This is a genomic window from Candidatus Regiella endosymbiont of Tuberolachnus salignus, assembly GCF_964020115.1.
In the GTDB taxonomy this organism is placed as follows: Bacteria; Pseudomonadota; Gammaproteobacteria; order Enterobacterales; family Enterobacteriaceae; genus Regiella; species Regiella insecticola.
The window spans coordinates 994133-1014268 of record NZ_OZ026542.1 but is presented as its reverse complement, the minus strand read 5'-3'; the positions used below and the strand labels follow the sequence as shown (position 1 = coordinate 1014268).

Genomic DNA, 20136 nt, shown 5'->3' with positions numbered 1-20136 from the left:
GGGACAATCAAGATCAGAATGGGAAAAAATCCAGAGAAAAATACTGCCTCTGGATTCTTCTTATACAAATTTTTTAAAAACTTCTACCGTTAATGTAGGGGTAATATCATCAGACCAGGCTAATCTTCAGACTCATACCACATGCAATAGCGTAACGTTCTAAAGTGAAAATACTGGCTTTAGCTGCATTTTTCTCAAGTTTACTTACTGCCGGTTGAGTGATCCCCATCCGTTCAGCAACTTGGGTGCTGTTTAAACCAGCCAGCTTACGCATATTAAGAAGTAGCTCTTGTAATTCTTCTTGCTTTTTTTCTGCCAAATACGCGGCTTGTACCGCTGAATTTTGCAGGGCTTTTGCCTTGATTTTTGAATACGGAACACCTTTAATTGTCATTGATTAACTCCTCAAGTCTCTTTAAAGCCAATTTAATTTCCGCTGTTGGTGTCTTTTGGGTTTTCTTAATAAAGGTTCGCAAAATATAGATTTTTCTATCTTTAGTGAATGCAAAAAAAGTTCTGGTAATATGTTTTTTTCCCGCACGTAGTTCAAAAAGCCCATCTTGGATAATATCAGTGTGTGGATAACGTAATTTATTACCTTTAGCTTCTAACTTATCCAGCGCTGAAAGTACTTTGGCCTGCATAGTGTCTTCCAGTGTGTAGAGTTCATTTTCAGCTTCAGGATGAAAGATTAGCTCAAACATTCATTGCTCCCTTAATGATAGCCAATGATAACTCATAAGTTATAATAACTCAAAGGTTATTTGTAAAATTTGGTTTTTTGTGCTGTAACTGTAATAACACCCCCTACCCCGCCAAATACACCAACGCCAGATCAGTAATTCTTTCAATATCCTTATCAGTCAACCCCAGTAGCGGACGGCGTTCATAACGTACGGTGACGCCGTTACGCGCGACTTTATCCCGCAGGCCATAATGATGCACCCGTGCTACGGGTGTGACAGGACGCGCAAAACTTAACGTGGTTTCACCGAAGCTATTGTTATGCTTTAAAAAGCGAGCGGTGCGTAATTGGGTAAACATCTTGCGTTTAATGCGTCCGTGTTTATCACGGCGTTTTTGCTTGCGCGGCGCAAACGGGGTGCCATCGGGCGCCTGTTGTGCTTGGATACGCTGCTTTTGCCGCTGCCGTAATTGTTTGGCTATCTGGCGGGTGAAGGCTTTTCGGCGTGCCGGAGATAATTGTTTCAGCAGGTGGGCGAGCGCGTGGCTCAGTGGATCACTGGGCTTTAGCGTTGTCATGGCATCACTTTTTCTTTTTTGATAAAGAGTTCATAGTGAAGATCAGTGGTATCCGGATCCGGCGGTTCATCCCTGTGGGTGACCTGTAACATCCCCTGTTGTTCTTTGACGATCACCCGTTCGGTCAGTTTGAGATTGATACTGATATCACGCAGGCTGTGATTGATATGATCGGCTTCAAAAGTGAAGCCCTCAGCCCGTTTATCATGATGGGCCATACTGTCCGGCTGATGGCGACGTAACCAGTGTAAAATCGGCACAAAGAGGGTATCGGCGTCGCCACTGTAATCGGTGATGATCAGATTGAGTGTGTATTGATATTCAAAGGACAAAGAGGCGGCCAGCGTGGAGACGATAGCCCCCCGGTCAATAAAAATATGCAGGCTATCGGGATTTTGTTTGAGATAAGGGACGGCGTCTGTGAGGGCTTGGCGCAGTGAATCGGGTTTTAACATGCAGGTTATCCTTCTGCCTTAAGACAGACTTGGCGGATATAGTCTTGTAATCCGGCTATTTGCTGCGTCGCGGTGTCGATACGCTCTCGGAGATGGAAATAATGTTTGATAGCGGTGTCGTTAAGTCGGGCGCGGGTGCCATCATCCAGGCCGGTGGGGGCAGTGGCCGGGGACAGGGGACAGGTGGCATTGAGCTGCACCCTACGCTGCTTATCATTAACATCACGTTCAAGCGCTGCCAGCTGCGTTTTGGCATGGGTTAATTCCTGGGTGTGTTGGTTATCAAGTGCGGTGAGCTGTTGGTGCTGCTTTTTTATTCCTTCCATGATGATCAGTGCGTTGTTACGCTCATCCGTTATTCTTTTGATGATATTTTCTTTTTTTGCTAACTCAAAGTGATAATACCCCGCAGCCAGACTCATCAGCAGAATGAGGCTCATCAGAATAAAACAACCTCGGTTAAACATCGCTCCCCCAACAGGTCAGCTCACTTTCCTGCGCACGTCTTATCACTTGACCGGCGCAGTTATGGGCACGGAGGCGACAATCTTTGCCGCCATCAAAAATCCAGCGTTTAATTTCTGCACAGGCGCCTTGATAGTCACCGGCATTGAGTTTGCGATAGAAAGTGGACGCCGTGCATTTACTCGCGCCGAGGTTATAGGGGCAAAACGAAGCAATCCCGGCTTTCTGCACGTCGGTTAAGGGCACCTTGATATGCTGTTCGACCCAGGCAATCGCTTTGTCCACTTCAAATTGGTTAATTTGCTCGCATTTTTCGCGACTGAGTTGCATCCCCGGCGTGACCGGCTGACCCTCCACCCGTGTCGCCCCGCGGCAGATTGTCCAAATATTTGCACTGTCTTGATAGGCTTGCAGCCGGTTGCCTTCTTTTTCTTGCAAGAATTGTGCGAGCAGGATCGCAGTACTGGCACCGGCAGCGATCAACGCATAGACTTTTTTACTGAGGTGGCGCATGCTGATCCCCGTGAGCTTGATGGGCATGTTCGGTCAGGTGTTGGCGCTGGAGGTCGTGCATTTCCTGTTGGCGTTGATCTTCGCGCCTTTTGTAGTAGCGGTTATTGAGGTAGGTGCCGATGCCTAACGCCAGACCAATCAGGGTCGCCCAGTCCTGTAACGTCCAGGCACCCAAACAGGTGAGTAGCCAGGCGGATAAATACGAAAGCCAGGCGGTGTGTCTGTCCATTGTGTGTTAATCCCACAGTTGTAGTCCTTGTTTGAGCGGAGCAGGGGGCGCCGAAGGCATCTCTACTGCGGTGCCGTGCGGTAAGATCACGCCGATGTCCGCAAGACCCGGGTTGAGGGCGAAGACCTGTTCGGTGATGCCGTCGGTACGCCGGGTATAACGCCAGCACAGGGCGTCTACGGTGTCGTTTTGTTGGGCAAAAATTTTCATTCACGGTGAGCCCTTCTCGTGCTGTTGTTTACAAAGTTAAATCAATGCAATGGTGGCGCGGGGAAGCCCTTGCAGATCACGTATTGCCCAGGCGGCATCGCGGCGAAGGTGTTCAATGCGGGTTTCGAGCGCATCGGCGCGTTTATCGCCTGTTGCGGTGGCGTCAAAACTGCGAAATCGTTCTGTTACCGTGGCCTGTATCAGGCAATAGACGGCGCGGCGGTAAAGGTGAAGGCGGGCGTTTTCATCGTCCACCTGCTCGCCGGGAACCTCAACCAGGGCGGTATAGCCCGCCTGTTGTTGTTTTTTTTGCCATTGGGCGAGCCGATGATGCGTTTCATTGAGAGCAAATTGGGCGGCTTCCCGCAAACGTGCGGGGGTCAGCGTGCCGTCTTGGCGCATGGTATCCCGGTAATGCTGTAGATCGAGATCCGGCCAGAAGCCGTTATTTTTGATGTGCTGCGGTTTGTTGCGCGCCGCTTCATCCGTGATGGGATTGATTGCAATGCTAACCATCGTCCGTTCTCTCAATATATATGCCCAATGCGTTTCGAGTTACGGCAAGGCGGCAATCAATCGAATCCCAGGAGTGTACAGATAGTACATGACTGGGATAAGAGTGAGCTGCCAACGCCGCCGTAGCTTGAAAGGCGAAGGGGATAAGGGGCGGTGGACAGGCTCATTGATAGAAAAATAGCCTATCACTGGCCTGTGCCGCCCTCGCCGTGGGCGTTCGGGGGTACCGTCTGCGGTAATTTTTCTGTCTGAAGACACTTTTCTAGCTGTTTGATATCGGTTTTCACCCCACTGCGGGGATCTAGGGTGAGAGCCTGTTTTAAATGAAGACAGGCCTGTTGATAGTCCCCGTCTTGACGCAAGGCATAACCGAGCATTTTATGCAGTCGGGCGTTAACCTGATCGGGCATGTCTTGCCCACGTAAAAGGTGTTGCGCCCGTAACAAGGAGGCCGTATCCAGCGGGCGTTTTTCGAGCAGGGTTCGGCCTGCCACCGCCGCCACTTCTTCGGCGATTAAGCAGGCGGTGGAACGTTGGAAGCTGTCCGGAGGCACTAAATCATAGTGGATGGCGTAGTCAGCAATATCGAGAGCGCTGGCCAGATCGCCGATATCCAGTTGCCAAATCAGCATCCGCATCAGGATCGCATCTTGGGTGCCGCTGCCGCCGGCCAGTACCCCGGCGACCCACGGTAAATAGGTCGGCAGCAAGGTGCGTTTGACTTCCGCTTTGCGGCTGAGCGATTCAATGCTTTTTAACTGCAGTAAATCTTGCTGCAACTGAAATAATAATAAGTCGTAGGGGCTGGCAGGGTGCCCTGCCGCGATCTCACGCAATGGTATCGCTTGCTGGGCAGCCACAAACTGTTTATGACGACGTGCCGGGTTGCTCATGGCCTGTTACCCCTCGGCAGGCGGCGTAATATCACCTTGTCAGCGCTAATGATAAAAGACCGTAAATTGCTAATTTAATTTGTCCACTCAAGCCAGAATGCAGTTTCCTTTGTGGTGACAAAGCCATGAGGGAAATAAGCATGCTAAGAAGAGAGGACCACTACATGATAAAACAACGCCATCAACAGGGGGCATTTATTGTTGATATTGCCCATCAGATAGGGTGTTCAGAAAAAACGGTGAGACGGCACATTAGCTATCCTGCGCCGCCAACAGCAAAACGCGGTAAAAAACAGGTTGCTAAACTCGAGCCCTTTAAAGACTACATCGATTCAAGGTTGAGTGAACAGGTTTGGAATGCGGCGGTTATTTTTGAGGAAATCCGTGAAAAAGGCTACCGGGGTGGGAGTGCGATGCTCCGACGTTATATACATCCCAAACGTCCGCTCAGGGCCTCGAAAAACACGGTACGCTTTGAAACCCTCCCCGGTTATCAACTTCAACACGATTGGGGAGAAATCATCGTTGAGGTGGCAGGCTCTGCCTGTACGGTTAATTTTGCCGTTAATACGCTCGGTTTTTCGCGTCGCTTTCATGTCTTTGCTGCCCCTAAGCAAGATGCTGAGCACACGTATGAATCGCTGGTTCGCAGCTTCAATTACTTCGGTGGCAGCGTAAAAAATGTCTTGGTAGATAACCAAAAAGCCGCTGTTATCAAACATGGACAAAATGGCCACATCGAGTTCAATGCGGGCTTCCTGCAACTGGCTAATCACTATGGGTTTAGCCCTCGCGCCTGTAAGCCTTATCGACCGCAAACGAAAGGCAAAACCGAACGGATGGTGGGCTATGTTAAACACAATTTTTTCACTCGCTACCGTCAGTTTGAGAGTTTCGCTCATGTTAATCAACTGCTAGCGATGTGGCTGGCGAAAGTGGCAGACCAGCGTCATCTTCGTCAATTCAAGCAGACACCGGAAAATCGTTTTGCTGAGGAAAAAATAGCCTTGATGCCACTCCCTGCGACTGATTTCGATACCAGCTACTTCGACCTACGACAAGTGGCATGGGACAGCTATATCGATGTCAGAGGTAATCGCTATAGCGTGCCTTCATTCTGGTGTGGTCGTGCGGTTAATATTCGTATCGGTTTAGATAATACGCTACGTATTTACGGCGATGAGCAACTGCTCGCGACGCATCTCTTGCAGGAGGTAACGCAGGGCTGGCAAAAGGTGCCAGAACATCATCAAGCCCTTTGGCAACAGGTCAATCGAGTAGCGTCTCGTTCGCTCAGTGTGTATGAGGAGCTACTCTGATGGAAATGGAAAACTTGTTGATACGGTTAAAAATGGATTACCTGGGCGATGCGTTGGAGAGTTTATGTGAAGAAGCCACCAAGAAAGCACTGAACTACCGTGAATTTCTCCAGCAGGCATTAGCCCAGGAATGGAACGGGCGTCACCAAAAAGGCTTGGAATCGCGGTTAAAACAAGCACGTTTGCCGTGGATAAAAACCTTGGAGCAATTTGACTTTACTTTCCAACCAAGTATAGACAGGAAAATTATCCGCGAGCTGGCGGGGCTGAGGTTTGTCGAACATCATGAAAACGTCATTTTGTTAGGCCCACCTGGGGTAGGGAAAACGCATTTGGCGATAGCGCTGGCTGTCAAGGCAGCTACAGCTGGGCATCGGGTATTGTTTATGCCTCTGGATAGACTCTGCTGTACCTTAATGAAGGCAAAGCAAGAAAACCGTCTGGAACGCCAACTTCAGCAACTGTGCTATGCCAGGGTATTAATACTGGATGAAATCGGGTATTTACCGATGAATCGCGAAGAAGCTAGCCTATTTTTCAGGTTATTGAGCCGTCGTTATGAAAAGGCGAGCATCATTCTCACATCAAATAAAAGTTTTACTGATTGGGGGGACGTATTCGGTGATCACATTTTAGCAACTGCGATTTTAGACAGGCTTTTACATCATTCAACCACATTGAATATTAAAGGAGAAAGCTATCGACTCAAAAATAAACGCAAAGCAGGCATGTTGCCTATAAAAACGACTGATATTATCCAGGCGCCTGGAATAGAAACCCAACAGGAAAATTAGCAAAAACTGGACATTTTAAAGTAGCAAAAAGTGGTCAATCTAAAGTAGCGTTGACATTCATTTAGAAGACGGCTTTTATGCGACGTTTTAAAGCGCCTGACGCTTTTTACGTTTTATTTCTTCTTCATGCAGGAGCAATTGTTGCCAACCGGTTAATTTGGTGTGTTTCTTTCGGTACGCCTGGATGGCGATAATCACCGTGAAAAACATCGTGATGGATATCAAGAGTGCTATGAAATAACTCATCTTCTCTCCTTGCTATTTTTTTCATCTGATGTAACTGATCGATGTAATCGGTAGCTTGTGCTAACGCATCCACCTTGCCAAACGACTGATTATCTAACCACAGGTGATAACGGCTCATCGGCTGCGTCGCCGTTTTCGGCAAGTAGGTAATGGTAAACCCACGGTATGCTTTGGAATGACGATTTATGGAGGTTGTGGGGTGTGTCATATATTCCCTCAAACGCGCTTTTCGATGGTATCAAAACACTCGATAACAGGGATTGCATAAAGAGCTACCATATTGATACGTTTTAATTCTCTTCGATTGTTTATCGTGCGTTTCAATAATGGGAGGTAGTTACGCTCAGCATCACTTTGAACTTGTCTTAATTCCATGCCAGTAAACTTTGCATACTCACTAAGTGTCATGCTTGGTCTGATATTATTCGCTGTTAAATAAGAAAGAGATAACTCCATAGCACTAGCTATGGAAGGATGCGGATTCCTTTGCGTCAATGAAACAATACCTTCTTTTGATTTTGGAGCGCGGATCAATTCACTTTCCAATGGTTTATTTTGTTGCACTGCTTCCATGAGTTATCCTTACTGGATTGGTTTAAAATTATTTAGATTACTTCTAAAAATCCTCTTTTGAGGATGTTTGTAGATAATAATCCTCAGGAGAAGATCATGTCAAGCCATTATGGGGAAAAATTAAAAAAAATTCGTACTGTTGAAGGTTTAACCCAGCCACAATTTGCAAGTGAAACTGGTGTGAGCCTTGGAGCAATAAGAAACTACGAAACTGGCCAAAGAGATGTTGGAATTAGTGTTATTGACAAAATAGTTAATCATGTCCGCTTTAAAAAATATGCGTTATGGTTGATAACTAATTCTATCGCTCCAGAATCAGGGCAAATAGCCCCAATTCCTACACACTATAGGAAAGAAGAAGAAACATTTAGCCGTCCAGACAGAAAAATAGATTAATTTTGCACCTGCTGGGTTTGGATATCATGACATGAGTCAAAAAATGAATAGCGATAAAGTTTGTGTTTCAACAGCGACCTACTCAGCTTGACCTCAATAAACGGTATCAATAACCCGCTGCCATTAGGCTCAGTCTGAGCAGGTAAAAAAACCTCAATAATTTTTATTTTTTGAGAACGTGATCACAAAAACCTTGCTGTTTTAATTCACTCAATACCCAACGGAGATCATCGGCGATATAACTTACGATATGGGGAAGAACATGTTGCTGCATTCCATTGATGTCTTTTTGTATCAGATCCAAATACAAAAAGTGCAATAGATTTTTAGCTCGATTTAATTTGTGATAACTTTCAATGCTGATTTGTGACTGTTTCATGACGCGATCTCCCTGGATAAACGCTCTGCATCACGCCCCCTTAGCCAGCCTTCCATCTCATCGGCATACCACCCTATACGACGAATGCCAATGCGGATCGGATTAGGGAAATCATGTTTTTTCCACATTTCATCTAAAGCGCTGTCGGAGGCAATGCGCAGAATGGACTTCACTTCCTTTTTCAGTAAGATTTTACGATTTAACATTGACATTGCTCTTTTTTCCTTGAGTAAACGGGATAGCCCGCGGAGGAAAAGATGATTGATCTTCTTTCGCTGTAAATAAAGAAGAAGGGGGCTTATTAAGCCCTCTCGTCTCTTAATGCGCTATTTTGTTCTTTTTTTCATCATTTTTATCTCTTCACACCATCGCTTCAGGATATCTTTATTGAATTTATGGTGATAACCCGCTTCAGTGGCATAAGCCGATAATATGTTGGCCGCTTGAGTATAATTGGCTGAAATATCGCCCTGTATTTTTTTATACAGACTGATAATGGCGACTTTGCAGGCGATTGAGGTTCGCCCGCTGTGATTCGTTTTGGTTTGATGATGAGATAGGATAGCGTTAGGAATCGGCTTGCCAGTGGTGTTAAGTCGATGGATTAACGCCTGTCGCTGTAAATAGAAGAGAGTAAAGTTGTATTCGGTATTACAAACAGCAGCCTTTCGCAATGCTTGTATAACCGAGGCGGTCTCGAGGGGGGGCAGTGCTTGATAGTCATCAAAAGGTAGGGGATTGAGAGGCTTACGATAGATTTTTATCGTGGAGAGAGACCCGTGCTGCCGTTAAGGAGGCGGCACAGGTAGGAATGCGCTTCACAATGGTTTAAATAATCCTCAGTGATAAAAGTGTTTAACACGGCATGCAAATCCATATAAGCAAACTCGGCGTATTCGTCAAGAAATGAATCGTTCATTAATTAATGCCTCTCATGATTGACTGATATTCCCCATTTTTTGACACTTTAATGCCCCAAAAAAAAGTATATCAGTCCGTATTGATGAATATTTAACAGGAGTATTATGTACTCAAGATAATAATTACCCTATCAATAAAAGAAGTAGAATATTAATAATAAATTATTTTTACTGATGCAGATCTTATTTAAACTCAATAGTGCTTAATTTGTCAGACTCCCCTTTAATTCTTCTAACACTCTCGGCAGCCGTAAATTTCCCAGTGGCAGCCCGCTCGACAAATTCGCCCCACCAATCCATCAAGACTTTGCGTTGTTCCAAATAAGTGCTGCGGTTATAGGCACTACGTACTTTGTTTGTATCAACATGTGCCAATGCTGCTTCAATTACATCTGGAGCAAACCCTTTCTCATTGAGAGTTGTACTGGCAATAGATCTAAATCCATGTGCCACTAATATGTTCTTGTACCCCATACGGCGTAGAGCCATGTTCGCTGTTGCACTATTCATTGGTTTTAATGGATTTTTGAATGAGGGGAACACGTAAGGCCGGTGTAAGCTGATCGGTTTCATCGCTTCTAATACCGCCAGTGATTGGGGAGAGAGCGGCACAACATGTTCCCGGCGCATTTTCATCCGACCGGCTGGAATTGTCCATATTTTATCAATCAGATTGATTTCATCCCAACGAGCGGTAGCGGCTTCTGATGGTCTGGTGATTGTCAGTAATTGAAATTCTATCACCAGTCTGGTTTGTAACTCTATATTGGCAATAGACAGTGTACGCATGAGTTCTGGCAGTTTTTCCGGCCTAATTGTAGGCATGTGCGTTACTACTGGATTTTCAAAGACCTGGCTGATCTTCGTAGCAGGGTTTGCCTGTATCAACCCTGCATTAACGGCATAGTTCATTACTTCTTAATACGCATCGTAACCCGTCGTACTGTTTCTAATCGACCACTGGCACAAATAGGTTGCATGGCTTGTATAAATGTTTGTGCGGTTAGATTATTGATAGAAATCCCTTCCACGTAAGGGAAGATGCTCTTTTCCAGTGATCTCCATATATTATTAAGTGTATCTTTGGTTAACCCTTTTGATTTTTTTACTGCAAACCAATCGGCAGTGATTTTAGCAAAAGTATTGTTATTAGATGCCTTTTCTTTCTCTTGCTGCTGTCTTTGTTGCTCCTGCGGGTCGATCCCTTGTGCCAAGAGTGCTCTTATCTCCTCTCGTACACGTCTGGCTTCTGCCAGAGATAAAGCGGGGTAATGTCCTAGCGTTAAGGTTGTTCACTTTTTCGTTGAGGGATGATAGTAGCGTAGACGCCACGTTTTAACGCCTGATAATTTAACAAACAGCAGCAATCCACCGCCATCATACAAAGATAAATCTTTGTTGACTGCCTTTGCTTCTTTCACTTCGGTATTGGTTAGAGGCTTTACTTGTATCGCCATATTAATCACCATTAATAGGACTATGGGACTACTTATTTTGGGCACTAAAAGATAGAGTCCCAAATCTAGTCCCTAAAAAACAGAGTATAACCATGCCACACTAGAGTATAAGAGGCAACAAAAAACCCGCAAACTTAGTTAGAATGCGGGTTTCTTTAAAACTACAGTCAGTAAAAGATACTGGCCGATATAATATTTGGTGCCCGGACTCGGAATCGAACCAAGGACACGAGGATTTTCAATCCTCTGCTCTACCGACTGAGCTATCCGGGCAACGGGGCGAATTAAACCCTATTGCAGTTGTGCCGTCAACGAATTTTTCTGCTTAAGACGCTTGGTTGTTCTCTTTTTAGGCAAATATAAAATGAAGTTGTGTTCTGTATACCCTTCGCCTTTGAAGTTGCCGCTAGGCGGCCAGGGTATGAGACCGATGAGCGTAGACATACTACGTGATTCGGCGAACACCCGCAGCCAACAACGCGGCGGCTTCAAAGGCGAAGGGTATATTGTGACAGCCATCGAGTAGATAAGTTATGATCCCTGATATGAGTCAGAAAATAAGGATAATAAAGTAATGACTGCATTAACTCATGATGTTGTAGAAAGCCAAGCGCTACACACTTTTACCGAAAACGCTTATCTGAATTATTCCATGTACGTCATTATGGATAGGGCCTTACCTTTTATCGGCGATGGATTAAAACCAGTACAGCGCCGGATTGTCTATGCCATGTCTGAACTGGGTCTGAATAATAGTGCAAAATTTAAAAAATCGGCGCGCACCGTGGGGGATGTGTTGGGCAAATATCATCCTCATGGTGATAGCGCTTGTTATGAAGCGATGGTTTTGATGGCACAATCTTTTTCTTATCGCTATCCGTTAATCGACGGTCAGGGAAACTGGGGTGCGCCAGATGATCCTAAATCCTTTGCCGCGATGCGTTATACCGAATCTCGTTTATCTAAGTATGCGCAAATATTATTGGCTGAATTAAGTCAAGGCACCGTGGATTGGATTGCTAATTTTGATGGCACCTTGCAAGAGCCAAAAATGTTACCCGCTCGATTACCTAATATTTTGCTTAATGGCACTACTGGCATCGCCGTTGGCATGGCCACCGATATTCCCCCCCATAATGTAGAGGAAATTGCTCAAGCGCTTATTCAATTGATCGATAAACCTAGCGCCTCTTTAGACGAGCTACTTGAATATGTGCAAGGGCCTGACTTTCCTACTGATGCTGAAATCATCACGCCCCGCCATGAAATAAAAAAAATTTATCAAACAGGGCGAGGCTCTATACGCATGCGTGCGATATGGAACAAAGAAGAGGCTAATGTAGTTATCACGGCATTACCTCATCAAGTATCAGGCGCCAAAGTGTTAGAGCAGATTGCAGGTCAAATGCGTAGCAAAAAATTACCGATGATTGAAGATTTACGTGATGAATCTAATCATGAGAATCCGACTCGTTTGGTGATCATTCCACGCTCCAATAGAATCGATTTAGATCAGGTAATGAGTCATTTGTTTGCTACCACTGATCTGGAAAAAAGTTATCGCATCAATATGAACATGATAGGGTTGGATAATCGCCCATCGGTCAAAGGATTACTAACTATTCTGAGCGAATGGTTGGTTTACCGCTGTGATACGGTTCGGCGGCGTTTAAATTATCGGTTAGACAATGTGCAGAGGCGTTTGCATATTTTGGAGGGGTTACTGACAGCTTTTTTAAACATCGATAAAGTGATTGATATTATTCGTACAGAAGATGATGCTAAATCAGTGTTGATAACCTGTTTTTCTCTTTCAGAAAGCCAAACAGAAGCGATCCTTGAGCTTAAACTGCGTCAGTTAGCCAAATTAGAAGAGAAAAAGCTGCGCAGTGAGGAAGCGGAATTTCAGCAAGAGCTCGCCCAACTACAAATGCTATTGGAATCAAAAGCAGCATTTAACCAGTTACTTAAAAAAGAGATCCAAGCGGATACGGCTGTTTGTCATCATCAACAAAACCATTGTCGTCGTTCACCCCTGATCCAGCGAGATGATGCGAAAGCCATGAATGAACACGATATCCAGCCTTCTGAGCCGGTTACGGTGGTGTTATCTAAAATGGGATGGGTGCGTAGCGCTAAAGGGCATGATGTTGACCCCAGTGGTTTCAACTATAAAGCGGGAGATTGCTTTCGTACCGCCGCGCAAGGTAAAAGTAATCAACCAGCGGTGTTTATTGATTCGACTGGTCGTAGTTATTCTCTTGATCCACTGACTTTACCTTCTGCTCGAGGGCAGGGTGAGCCGCTGACTGGGCGATTTATCTCGTCAACAGAAGCGGTTATCGAATATGTATTGATGGCAGATAACGATCAACAGCTACTCTTATCCTCTGATGCTGGTTATGGTTTTATTTGTCACTTCAGTGATCTGATTACTAAAAATCGGGCAGGTAAAGCATTAATGGCTTTACCCAGTAATGCCAAAATATTACCGCCATTAAAACTGCACGGAGCCGATGATATGTTGTTGTCAATCACGGCAGGAAGAATATTGATGTTCCCCGCCGCTGATTTGCCCAGATTAACGAAAGGAAAAGGGAATAAAATTATATCGATTTCAAAACAGGAGCGAATGGCAGGTAGCGATAATTTAAGGTGGCTACTCAGATTATCCGTTCAGGCATCGGTTACATTCTATTCAGGTAAACGAAAATTAACCCTAAAGCCAGAAGAATTAAAAAAATTTAGCGCCAAACGAGGGAGTAAAGGTTCATTATTGCCAAGGGGATTAACACGTATTGATCGAATAGAAGTGTTAGAGCCTGTTTGAAATTTTTTTGAATCAGACTAAAACATGGAAAAAATAGGCGAAAAATCACCGCTTTCAGCGTCGCTTTGCCTCCATCAACGACAAATGATACGGCAAGGTATTCGCCGTATACTCGTTATCAGCGGTGATAGCCGCTGGTGTCAGCAACAAGCATTGATTTTGGCTCAATTACTGCCTGGCGATTGGCCATGGATAGGTGAAGCGGGATCAGCTCAAACTAAGATTATTCCTACTTACGCCGCTAAAACTTTGCTCGGACAAGAAAAAATGCACGCAATATTTGATGCCACTACCGCATTTGATATAGAGGCGTTAGCTGTGTTAGCAGGGACGTTGCGGGCGGGTAGCTGGTTGTTATTGTTAGTGCCGAAGTGGAGCCATTGGCCGATGCTTATCGATCAAGACAGTCGACGGTGGTGTGGGCAGGAGCAGGCGATTGCTACACCCCATTTCATTTATCATTTTCAACGTCAGCTGCTGGCCGATAACGAGGTGGCGTTTTGGCATCAGGGGCATTGTCCGATCCTTCCGCTAACAGAGTCTCGGCCGCCTCGCCGCGGCATTGATGGAATGCCGACTTCAAAGCAACAGGCTATTTTAGATCGATTAATGCGAGCCGAAAGCGGAGTCTGGGTGCTAATGGCGGCGCGAGGGCGTGGCAAATCGACGTTGGCAGGCATGTTGGTGACACAATGGCCAGGCACCTGTTGGGTCACCGCCCGTAGTAAATCGGCAACGCAGATACTGTATCAACAGGTCACTAAAAAAGCGGTGTTTTGGGCACCAGATGCGCTGCTGATTTTTTGTCGTCAGCATGAGGTTAGCCAGGTTGATTGGCTGATAATCGATGAAGCTGCTGCGCTCCCTGGGTCATTATTATCTGCTTTGCTGGCGTATTTTCCGCGCATTCTATTAATTACTACGGTTCAAGGCTATGAAGGTACCGGGCAGGGTTTTTTGCTTAAATTTTGCGCTACATTGACTCACTGCCAGTATTTAACACTCACTGATCCTATTCGTTGGGCAGCGCATGATCCGCTTGAGCGCGTATTGGATCACGCATTACTATTGAATAATCCTTCTAAATCCAAAACAGGGGATGAAAAGCGTGAGCAGGGCTCACTGAAAATTATCAGGATCGCGCAAAATGAAGCCTGGCAGAAGTCGCATTTATTACGCGATTTTTATGGTTTATTGTCCAACGCGCATTATCGGACGACTCCGCTTGATTTACGTCGTTTGATGGATGCCCCAGGAATGCATTTTGCTGCGACGCTGGCCGATGAAACGCTGGTAGCGGCCATATGGCTGGTGGATGAAGGGGGGTTAGAGGAGACATTGGCACGAGACGTTTGGGCTGGCCGCCGAAGGCCTCGAGGCAATTTGGTCGCTCAATCATTGTCGGCGCATAGTGGGCAATGGTTAGCACCGATTTTACGTTCTCGCCGTATTAGTCGAATAGCGGTAATGGATAAATGGCGGCGACGGGGGATTGCATTGCGCATGGTCTTGGCTGAAAAACAGACTGCTCAGCAGCTAGATTTTTTGTCTGTTAGTTTTGGTTATACCGATGAGTTGAGTGCTTTTTGGCACGCTTGTGGTTTTAAATTGGTTCGTATAGGGAGTCATAAAGAAGCCAGTAGTGGATGTTATACGGCGATGGCGATATTGCCGTTGAGTACCGCGGCAAAAACATTATGTCAATCGTTACAACAACAATGGGTCAGGGATCGGATCTGGTTGCCGCAGTGGCAATGCTATCCTTTCCCCATAAATAAAATAGAAGATAGATCACTTAATGATGAAGATTGGCGTGAGTTAACCGGTTTTGCTTATGCTTTTCGTCCTCTAGAAGCCAGTCGAGCCGCTTTGCAGCGGCTACTTATAAATAGTTTGTTGCCACTACCTGCTTTACGTCAATATTTACAACAGCAATTACCAATAGCAGAAATTATAATCCATTGTCATTTGAATGGCCGTAAAGCCTTGACCTCTTGCTGGCGGCAGGAAGTGCAGCAAGCGTTGCTGAATTTGGATAAAAGCCGTCATGATGTTTGGCGAAAATGGGTGATGGAGTGAAAAGGGATATCCTTTCCCTCCACATCAATGCGATAGGCGGGTTGTAGGCTACCTGAGCGCGGTGGATAGTCGAAAGGGATCATGATAATAACGACCTGGCGCTGCTGGCTATCTTCTCAGGCAACGCTTCAATCTGCTCAGCCAGATCGCCCAATAAGTCTTGCCGCGTTTCATCGGTACGTTTTAATGTCAGTATTCTGGCCTAATAAATTTGGACACTAAAGAAGGGAAAAATTTTAGTGAATAGAGAGTGAATAGATTAAGGTATAAAGAAGATGTCTACCCAGAAATGTACGCCAGAATTTAAACATGAAGTGGCTAACTTAGTGATTGAGCAAAATTACACAATTTCCCAAGCGAGTACGGCCATGGTTGTTAGCAAAAGTGTGTTACGACAGTGGGTGAAACAATTACTCAGTGAAAAGAAAGGAAATACCCGTTTGACAAGCAAAGCGATAACAGCAGAGCAGCGACGTATTCAATAACTTGAAGCCAGATTGCGCCAGGTTGAACGAGAAAAAGAAATACTAAAAAAGGCTTCTGCTCTCTTAATGTTGGACTCCTACAATCGGTTAGTCTGATTGATAAATTAAGTGAGCATTATACCCGAATGGAGTTGTGTCATGTCTTCGGCGTCAACCGAAGCAGCTACTACTATCAACGTAAACGTCAGCGAGAAGGTGATGCCGAACGCGAACGCCTGAAAATACGATTAACTGAACTTCATCAGGCTAGCCGAGAGTCTGCAGGAGCCCGTATGTTATCAGTAGTGGGGTGGTCTTTTTCGACATCACCCGACAGTGAACTCACCCGACGGGCTCTCATGTTAGCTTATCAATCAAGAGGAAGACCTAAAGATGTCCTGTTTCACTCAGACCAAGGCTGTCATTACAGTAGCCTATCGTATAGACAACAGCTCTGGAAATATCAGATAAAACAGAGTATGAGCCGCCGGGGTAATTGTTGGGATAATGCCCCAATGGAGCGCTTCTTTGGCAGTTTAAAGTCAGAATGGATACCAAAACAGGGCTATAGTACCGTTCAACAAGCACAAGCTGATGTACTTCCCTACCTCACTCATTATTACAATCAAGTCAGGCTACATAGTGTTAATGATTACCAAACGCCAATGATTAAAGAATACCAGGCGGCATAAAACACCTGAATTTGTGTCCAAAATTATTTGACCAGAATAAACCAGTAATTACAGTGTGCCGTTAGCCACTTTTTTGGTTGATAATCGTATTGACGTCAGTGTGGAAAATCCGGCTCGTATTCATGCGTTTTCTCAGAGCGAGCTGAACCGTAACAAGACGGATAAAGGCGATGCAAAGATGATTGCACGTTATTGTGCGCTTCATACGCCAAAACTCTGGTTCTCTGCTCCGTTGAGTGAACGCCAGCTTATGGCTTTGATGCGTCGTCTTAATCATTTAGAAGAAATGAAACGGATGGAATCTAACCGAAAAATGGTGGCTGATGAAATAGTTCACCCTTCTCTGACAGACAGTATTAGCGCATTAGAAAAACAAATAATCGAGATAAAACAGAAGATTAAAAAGCATATCGATGAGACTCCTGAGCTAAAAAAGAACAAGCAGTTATTGGAAAGTATTCCCGGTATAGGCGAAATATTGAGTGCCACTTTATTGGCGTTTGTCGGTGATGTATCACAATTCACGAGCAGCAAGCAAATCGTCGCCTACGCAGGGCTTAATCCGAAACTGTGCGAATCTGGCCTCTTTAAAGGGCGAAGCCGCCTTTCAAAAGTCGGGTGTACAGAACTCAGAAAAGCGCTGTACATGCCAGCCCTTACCTCAATCACGCACAATCCAATAATAAAATCTCAATGGGAACGATTGGTAAAACGGAATAAAGGGGGCAAAGTCGGTGTCTGTGCAGCAATGCGTAAATTACTCCAACTAGCGTATGGCGTGCTGAAATCAGGTATTCCTTTTGATGCAAAAATAGCCCTTGCCAAGACATAAGCAAGACGGTATCTGACGCGTCTCAATACGAACGCGCTCAACGTATGGGGGTTAGTGCTCGAGGTATCTGCGATGCGTTAAAACATGCCGGGTTTAGCTATAAAAAAAACATTTTATCATCCCAAAATCGACGTCCAAGCGCGAAAAGATTTCCAAAACAAGCTCCAGGCCTATGAAGCCTGTGATACCCCAGGGCGGGATTCCACTTTGCTGATATTTTATCCAAAAATAAGTTGACTGCGAAAATCGGCTGACCAGGCGGTTTTTCTACGTTTACTGGCAATGCTGTCTTGTTTGCCTTTATGTTGTTTAATCAGGCTCAAGGCAACACGATTGAAAAGAGCCATATGTGCGGCGCCCTCAGGCGCCTTTATCGAGAGTTCATCTTCTCTAAACACCACATCCAGAACCCAGTGAAGTTGATTTTCTATCCCCCAATGTTGCCGAATCGCCAATGCCGCTTGTTCTGCATTTAAAGGGAGTGAGCTGACATACCAACGCGAACGACAGTGGGTTACCTCATTCTTTGTTCGCTCACTGGCTACCTCAATGAAGGTGCGAATGGAAGGCCATTTGGCTTTTAATTCCTCCGGTAATTCCGCATTGATTTGCATGACGGTGCGTTTCTCTACTCGCCCATGTCCCTGATTAGTCTGCGTGTATTCATGCACTTTATCCGTATAATAGGGGGTAGCAAATTGCTGTTTTACCTGTTCAAACAGTGTCTTTTGGTTGGCTTTAAGCTGCACGACAAAATCACCGTTGCGTTGCGTTGCGTTGCGTGATAAGTGATAACGTTGAGGTTTGGCAATGCAATGAATCGAGCGTCACAATCGCATTATCCAACGCTAATGCATCGATGATTTGACGAGCGAGTTCGCCTTCTTTGCCCTTACTGTTTGCCGCTTTTTGATATGGAAGCCCTGAAAAACCGCTAAAAGTAGTCTATTCTGTTAGCAATAATTTTTTTAGGTTAATAGTGAAATGAAAACGAAATCGACGAGACGAGCCGACTTTTAAGCGCAAATGAATAGGATAGTTCCCCGGGAAAAGATTCTGGCCAAATTCAGTCGTCATTACCCCAAGTGAAGCGCTGTTTGAAGAAGTTAATACGCATTTAGCTTCGCTTCTGTCAACGCTACTTTAGATTGACCACTTTTTGCTACTTTAAAATGTCCAGTTTTTGCTAATTTTCCTGTTGGGTTTCTATTCCAGGCGCCTGGATAATATCAGTCGTTTTTATAGGCAACATGCCTGCTTTGCGTTTATTTTTGAGTCGGTAGCTTTCTCCTTTAATATTCAATGTGGTTGAATGATGTAAAAGCCTGTCTAAAATCGCAGTTGCTAAAATGTGATCACCGAATACGTCCCCCCAATCAGTAAAACTTTTATTTGATGTGAGAATGATGCTCGCCTTTTCATAACGACGGCTCAATAACCTGAAAAATAGGCTAGCTTCTTCGCGATTCATCGGTAAATACCCGATTTCATCCAGTATTAATACCCTGGCATAGCACAGTTGCTGAAGTTGGCGTTCCAGACGGTTTTCTTGCTTTGCCTTCATTAAGGTACAGCAGAGTCTATCCAGAGGCATAAACAATACCCGATGCCCAGCTGTAGCTGCCTTGACAGCCAGCGCTATCGCCAAATGCGTTTTCCCTACCCCAGGTGGGCCTAACAAAATGACGTTTTCATGATGTTCGACAAACCTCAGCCCCGCCAGCTCGCGGATAATTTTCCTGTCTATACTTGGTTGGAAAGTAAAGTCAAATTGCTCCAAGGTTTTTATCCACGGCAAACGTGCTTGTTTTAACCGCGATTCCAAGCCTTTTTGGTGACGCCCGTTCCATTCCTGGGCTAATGCCTGCTGGAGAAATTCACGGTAGTTCAGTGCTTTCTTGGTGGCTTCTTCACATAAACTCTCCAACGCATCGCCCAGGTAATCCATTTTTAACCGTATCAACAAGTTTTCCATTTCCATCAGAGTAGCTCCTCATACACACTGAGCGAACGAGACGCTACTCGATTGACCTGTTGCCAAAGGGCTTGATGATGTTCTGGCACCTTTTGCCAGCCCTGCGTTACCTCCTGCAAGAGATGCGTCGCGAGCAGTTGCTCATCGCCGTAAATACGTAGCGTATTATCTAAACCGATACGAATATTAACCGCACGACCACACCAGAATGAAGGCACGCTATAGCGATTACCTCTGACATCGATATAGCTGTCCCATGCCACTTGTCGTAGGTCGAAGTAGCTGGTATCGAAATCAGTCGCAGGGAGTGGCATCAAAGCTATTTTTTCCTCAGCAAAACGATTTTCCGGTGTCTGCTTGAATTGACGAAGATGACGCTGGTCTGCCACTTTCGCCAGCCACATCGCTAGCAGTTGATTAACATGAGCGAAACTCTCAAACTGACGGTAGCGAGTGAAAAAATTGTGTTTAACATAGCCCACCATCCGTTCGGTTTTGCCTTTCGTTTGCGGTCGATAGGGCTTACAGGCGCGAGGACTAAACCCATAGTGATTAGCCAGTTGCAGGAAGCCTGCATTGAACTCGATGTGGCCATTGTCAGCGCTAATGATAAAAGACCGTAAATTGCTAATTTAA

22 protein-coding genes, 1 tRNA gene and 6 pseudogenes are annotated in these 20136 nt (G+C 45.3%); 9 read left to right on the top strand and 20 right to left on the bottom strand.

Annotated elements, in window-relative coordinates:
- Positions 1 to 109: 109 nt before the first annotated feature.
- From AACL30_RS05230 to AACL30_RS05205, 6 genes are all read right to left on the bottom strand, one after another.
- Entirely contained in the window at positions 110 to 394 is a 285-nt protein-coding gene (locus tag AACL30_RS05230; RefSeq protein ID WP_339057956.1) for a helix-turn-helix transcriptional regulator, read from the bottom strand.
- Positions 384 to 704 (bottom strand): type II toxin-antitoxin system RelE/ParE family toxin, encoded by a 321-nt coding sequence (locus tag AACL30_RS05225; protein ID WP_339057955.1) that lies wholly within the window; start codon positions 702 to 704, stop codon positions 384 to 386. Before AACL30_RS05225 ends, AACL30_RS05230 begins: the two co-directional genes overlap by 11 nt.
- 103 nt (positions 705 to 807) lie before the next feature.
- Positions 808 to 1263 carry a phage virion morphogenesis protein gene (locus tag AACL30_RS05220; protein WP_339057954.1) on the bottom strand — a complete coding sequence of 152 codons (456 nt, stop codon included), beginning with the start codon at positions 1261 to 1263 and terminating at the stop codon, positions 808 to 810.
- The gene (locus AACL30_RS05215) at positions 1260 to 1718 is read right to left on the bottom strand and encodes a phage tail protein (RefSeq protein ID WP_339057953.1); all 459 of its coding nucleotides are present in this window, start codon (positions 1716 to 1718) and stop codon (positions 1260 to 1262) included. The genes AACL30_RS05220 and AACL30_RS05215 overlap by 4 nt, the downstream gene beginning before the upstream one ends.
- Before the next feature lie 5 nt (positions 1719 to 1723).
- Positions 1724 to 2140: a lysis protein gene (locus tag AACL30_RS05210; protein WP_339057952.1), complete on the bottom strand. Its 417-nt coding sequence runs from the start codon at positions 2138 to 2140 to the stop codon at positions 1724 to 1726.
- Between the two features lie 37 nt (positions 2141 to 2177).
- Positions 2178 to 2696, bottom strand: a complete 519-nt coding sequence (locus AACL30_RS05205; RefSeq protein ID WP_339057951.1) for a lysozyme — start codon at positions 2694 to 2696, stop codon at positions 2178 to 2180.
- Between AACL30_RS05205 and AACL30_RS05200 the strand changes: the two genes are divergently transcribed.
- The gene (locus AACL30_RS05200; RefSeq protein WP_339057950.1) at positions 2695 to 2823 is read left to right on the top strand and encodes a hypothetical protein; all 129 of its coding nucleotides are present in this window, start codon (positions 2695 to 2697) and stop codon (positions 2821 to 2823) included. The two genes, AACL30_RS05205 and AACL30_RS05200, sit on opposite strands and share 2 nt — an antisense overlap.
- A gap of 3 nt (positions 2824 to 2826) precedes the next feature.
- Here AACL30_RS05200 and AACL30_RS16420 read toward each other — a convergent pair.
- The 4 genes and pseudogenes from AACL30_RS16420 to gpM form a co-directional block, all read right to left on the bottom strand.
- Positions 2827 to 2925 (bottom strand): annotated as a pseudogene (locus AACL30_RS16420) (alpha/beta hydrolase); the annotation flags it as partial.
- Between the two features lie 6 nt (positions 2926 to 2931).
- Positions 2932 to 3135 carry a tail protein X gene (locus tag AACL30_RS05195; RefSeq protein WP_339057949.1) on the bottom strand — a complete coding sequence of 68 codons (204 nt, stop codon included), beginning with the start codon at positions 3133 to 3135 and terminating at the stop codon, positions 2932 to 2934.
- A gap of 36 nt (positions 3136 to 3171) precedes the next feature.
- The gene (locus AACL30_RS05190; protein ID WP_339057948.1) at positions 3172 to 3651 is read right to left on the bottom strand and encodes a head completion/stabilization protein; all 480 of its coding nucleotides are present in this window, start codon (positions 3649 to 3651) and stop codon (positions 3172 to 3174) included.
- A 185-nt stretch (positions 3652 to 3836) separates the two neighbouring features.
- The gene (gpM, locus tag AACL30_RS05185; protein ID WP_339057947.1) at positions 3837 to 4544 is read right to left on the bottom strand and encodes a phage terminase small subunit; all 708 of its coding nucleotides are present in this window, start codon (positions 4542 to 4544) and stop codon (positions 3837 to 3839) included.
- Positions 4545 to 4684: 140 nt separating this feature from the next.
- Between gpM and istA the strand changes: the two genes are divergently transcribed.
- Positions 4685 to 5863 carry an IS21 family transposase gene (gene istA, locus AACL30_RS05180; RefSeq protein WP_339056344.1) on the top strand — a complete coding sequence of 393 codons (1179 nt, stop codon included), beginning with the start codon at positions 4685 to 4687 and terminating at the stop codon, positions 5861 to 5863.
- Positions 5860 to 6657: an IS21-like element helper ATPase IstB gene (istB, locus tag AACL30_RS05175; RefSeq protein WP_339058365.1), complete on the top strand. Its 798-nt coding sequence runs from the start codon at positions 5860 to 5862 to the stop codon at positions 6655 to 6657. Before istA ends, istB (AACL30_RS05175) begins: the two co-directional genes overlap by 4 nt.
- Before the next feature lie 124 nt (positions 6658 to 6781).
- On the opposite strand, the gene AACL30_RS05170 is transcribed toward istB (AACL30_RS05175), so the two are convergent.
- Both AACL30_RS05170 and AACL30_RS05165 read right to left on the bottom strand, forming a co-directional pair.
- On the bottom strand, positions 6782 to 7111 hold the full coding sequence (locus tag AACL30_RS05170) for a hypothetical protein (RefSeq protein ID WP_339057946.1): 330 nt from the start codon (positions 7109 to 7111) through the stop codon (positions 6782 to 6784).
- Between the two features lie 8 nt (positions 7112 to 7119).
- Positions 7120 to 7476 carry a hypothetical protein gene (locus AACL30_RS05165; protein ID WP_339057945.1) on the bottom strand — a complete coding sequence of 119 codons (357 nt, stop codon included), beginning with the start codon at positions 7474 to 7476 and terminating at the stop codon, positions 7120 to 7122.
- A 96-nt stretch (positions 7477 to 7572) separates the two neighbouring features.
- Here AACL30_RS05165 and AACL30_RS05160 point away from each other — a divergent pair, with 96 nt between their 5' ends.
- Positions 7573 to 7872, top strand: coding sequence for a helix-turn-helix transcriptional regulator (locus tag AACL30_RS05160; protein ID WP_339057944.1), 300 nt, complete (start codon positions 7573 to 7575; stop codon positions 7870 to 7872).
- A 163-nt stretch (positions 7873 to 8035) separates the two neighbouring features.
- Here the strand turns inward: AACL30_RS05160 and AACL30_RS05155 are convergent, their stop codons facing one another.
- From AACL30_RS05155 to AACL30_RS05135, 5 genes and pseudogenes are all read right to left on the bottom strand, one after another.
- On the bottom strand, positions 8036 to 8251 hold the full coding sequence (locus tag AACL30_RS05155; RefSeq protein ID WP_339057943.1) for a Derepression protein: 216 nt from the start codon (positions 8249 to 8251) through the stop codon (positions 8036 to 8038).
- Positions 8248 to 8463 carry a helix-turn-helix transcriptional regulator gene (locus tag AACL30_RS05150; protein ID WP_339057942.1) on the bottom strand — a complete coding sequence of 72 codons (216 nt, stop codon included), beginning with the start codon at positions 8461 to 8463 and terminating at the stop codon, positions 8248 to 8250. Before AACL30_RS05150 ends, AACL30_RS05155 begins: the two co-directional genes overlap by 4 nt.
- A 114-nt stretch (positions 8464 to 8577) precedes the next feature.
- Positions 8578 to 8925 carry a hypothetical protein gene (locus AACL30_RS05145; protein ID WP_339057941.1) on the bottom strand — a complete coding sequence of 116 codons (348 nt, stop codon included), beginning with the start codon at positions 8923 to 8925 and terminating at the stop codon, positions 8578 to 8580.
- A gap of 429 nt (positions 8926 to 9354) precedes the next feature.
- Positions 9355 to 10628: pseudogene (locus AACL30_RS05140) on the bottom strand (integrase domain-containing protein).
- 197 nt (positions 10629 to 10825) lie between these two features.
- Positions 10826 to 10901, bottom strand: a tRNA-Phe gene (locus AACL30_RS05135).
- A gap of 91 nt (positions 10902 to 10992) precedes the next feature.
- Here AACL30_RS05135 and AACL30_RS05130 point away from each other — a divergent pair.
- The 5 genes and pseudogenes from AACL30_RS05130 to AACL30_RS05110 all read left to right on the top strand — a co-directional run.
- Positions 10993 to 11154, top strand: a complete 162-nt coding sequence (locus AACL30_RS05130; protein WP_339057940.1) for a hypothetical protein — start codon at positions 10993 to 10995, stop codon at positions 11152 to 11154.
- A 48-nt stretch (positions 11155 to 11202) separates the two neighbouring features.
- Positions 11203 to 13458, top strand: coding sequence for a DNA topoisomerase IV subunit A (gene parC / locus AACL30_RS05125; protein ID WP_339057939.1), 2256 nt, complete (start codon positions 11203 to 11205; stop codon positions 13456 to 13458).
- Positions 13459 to 13482: 24 nt separating this feature from the next.
- Positions 13483 to 15537 carry a tRNA(Met) cytidine acetyltransferase TmcA gene (locus AACL30_RS05120; RefSeq protein WP_339057938.1) on the top strand — a complete coding sequence of 685 codons (2055 nt, stop codon included), beginning with the start codon at positions 13483 to 13485 and terminating at the stop codon, positions 15535 to 15537.
- A 275-nt stretch (positions 15538 to 15812) separates the two neighbouring features.
- Positions 15813 to 16693 (top strand): annotated as a pseudogene (locus AACL30_RS05115) (IS3 family transposase).
- A gap of 52 nt (positions 16694 to 16745) precedes the next feature.
- Positions 16746 to 17525, top strand: a pseudogene (locus tag AACL30_RS05110) (IS110 family transposase); the annotation flags it as partial.
- Between the two features lie 218 nt (positions 17526 to 17743).
- Here the strand turns inward: AACL30_RS05110 and AACL30_RS05105 are convergent.
- The 3 genes and pseudogenes from AACL30_RS05105 to AACL30_RS05095 form a co-directional block, all read right to left on the bottom strand.
- Positions 17744 to 18440 (bottom strand): annotated as a pseudogene (locus AACL30_RS05105) (ISAs1 family transposase); the annotation flags it as partial.
- A gap of 271 nt (positions 18441 to 18711) precedes the next feature.
- Positions 18712 to 19509 (bottom strand): IS21-like element helper ATPase IstB, encoded by a 798-nt coding sequence (istB, locus tag AACL30_RS05100; protein WP_339058365.1) that lies wholly within the window; start codon positions 19507 to 19509, stop codon positions 18712 to 18714.
- Positions 19506 to 20096 (bottom strand): annotated as a pseudogene (locus AACL30_RS05095) (Mu transposase domain-containing protein); the annotation flags it as partial. The pseudogene AACL30_RS05095 and the gene istB (AACL30_RS05100), both read right to left, overlap by 4 nt.
- Positions 20097 to 20136: the final 40 nt, after the last annotated feature.

What these genes read in the sequence shown, in the direction of transcription:
- AACL30_RS05230 (WP_339057956.1), bottom strand. Translation starts at nt 394, where the DNA reads ATGACAATTAAAGGTGTTCCGTATTCAAAAATCAAGGCAAAAGCCCTG.
- AACL30_RS05225 (WP_339057955.1), bottom strand. Translation starts at nt 704, where the DNA reads ATGTTTGAGCTAATCTTTCATCCTGAAGCTGAAAATGAACTCTACACA.
- AACL30_RS05220 (WP_339057954.1), bottom strand. Translation starts at nt 1,263, where the DNA reads ATGACAACGCTAAAGCCCAGTGATCCACTGAGCCACGCGCTCGCCCAC.
- AACL30_RS05215 (WP_339057953.1), bottom strand. Translation starts at nt 1,718, where the DNA reads ATGTTAAAACCCGATTCACTGCGCCAAGCCCTCACAGACGCCGTCCCT.
- AACL30_RS05210 (WP_339057952.1), bottom strand. Translation starts at nt 2,140, where the DNA reads ATGAGTCTGGCTGCGGGGTATTATCACTTTGAGTTAGCAAAAAAAGAA.
- AACL30_RS05200 (WP_339057950.1), top strand. Translation starts at nt 2,695, where the DNA reads ATGCTGATCCCCGTGAGCTTGATGGGCATGTTCGGTCAGGTGTTGGCG.
- AACL30_RS05205 (WP_339057951.1), bottom strand. Translation starts at nt 2,696, where the DNA reads ATGCGCCACCTCAGTAAAAAAGTCTATGCGTTGATCGCTGCCGGTGCC.
- AACL30_RS05195 (WP_339057949.1), bottom strand. Translation starts at nt 3,135, where the DNA reads ATGAAAATTTTTGCCCAACAAAACGACACCGTAGACGCCCTGTGCTGG.
- AACL30_RS05190 (WP_339057948.1), bottom strand. Translation starts at nt 3,651, where the DNA reads ATGGTTAGCATTGCAATCAATCCCATCACGGATGAAGCGGCGCGCAAC.
- gpM (WP_339057947.1), bottom strand. Translation starts at nt 4,544, where the DNA reads ATGAGCAACCCGGCACGTCGTCATAAACAGTTTGTGGCTGCCCAGCAA.
- istA (WP_339056344.1), top strand. Translation starts at nt 4,685, where the DNA reads ATGCTAAGAAGAGAGGACCACTACATGATAAAACAACGCCATCAACAG.
- AACL30_RS05170 (WP_339057946.1), bottom strand. Translation starts at nt 7,111, where the DNA reads ATGACACACCCCACAACCTCCATAAATCGTCATTCCAAAGCATACCGT.
- AACL30_RS05165 (WP_339057945.1), bottom strand. Translation starts at nt 7,476, where the DNA reads ATGGAAGCAGTGCAACAAAATAAACCATTGGAAAGTGAATTGATCCGC.
- AACL30_RS05160 (WP_339057944.1), top strand. Translation starts at nt 7,573, where the DNA reads ATGTCAAGCCATTATGGGGAAAAATTAAAAAAAATTCGTACTGTTGAA.
- AACL30_RS05155 (WP_339057943.1), bottom strand. Translation starts at nt 8,251, where the DNA reads ATGAAACAGTCACAAATCAGCATTGAAAGTTATCACAAATTAAATCGA.
- AACL30_RS05150 (WP_339057942.1), bottom strand. Translation starts at nt 8,463, where the DNA reads ATGTCAATGTTAAATCGTAAAATCTTACTGAAAAAGGAAGTGAAGTCC.
- AACL30_RS05130 (WP_339057940.1), top strand. Translation starts at nt 10,993, where the DNA reads ATGAAGTTGTGTTCTGTATACCCTTCGCCTTTGAAGTTGCCGCTAGGC.
- parC (WP_339057939.1), top strand. Translation starts at nt 11,203, where the DNA reads ATGACTGCATTAACTCATGATGTTGTAGAAAGCCAAGCGCTACACACT.
- AACL30_RS05120 (WP_339057938.1), top strand. Translation starts at nt 13,483, where the DNA reads ATGGAAAAAATAGGCGAAAAATCACCGCTTTCAGCGTCGCTTTGCCTC.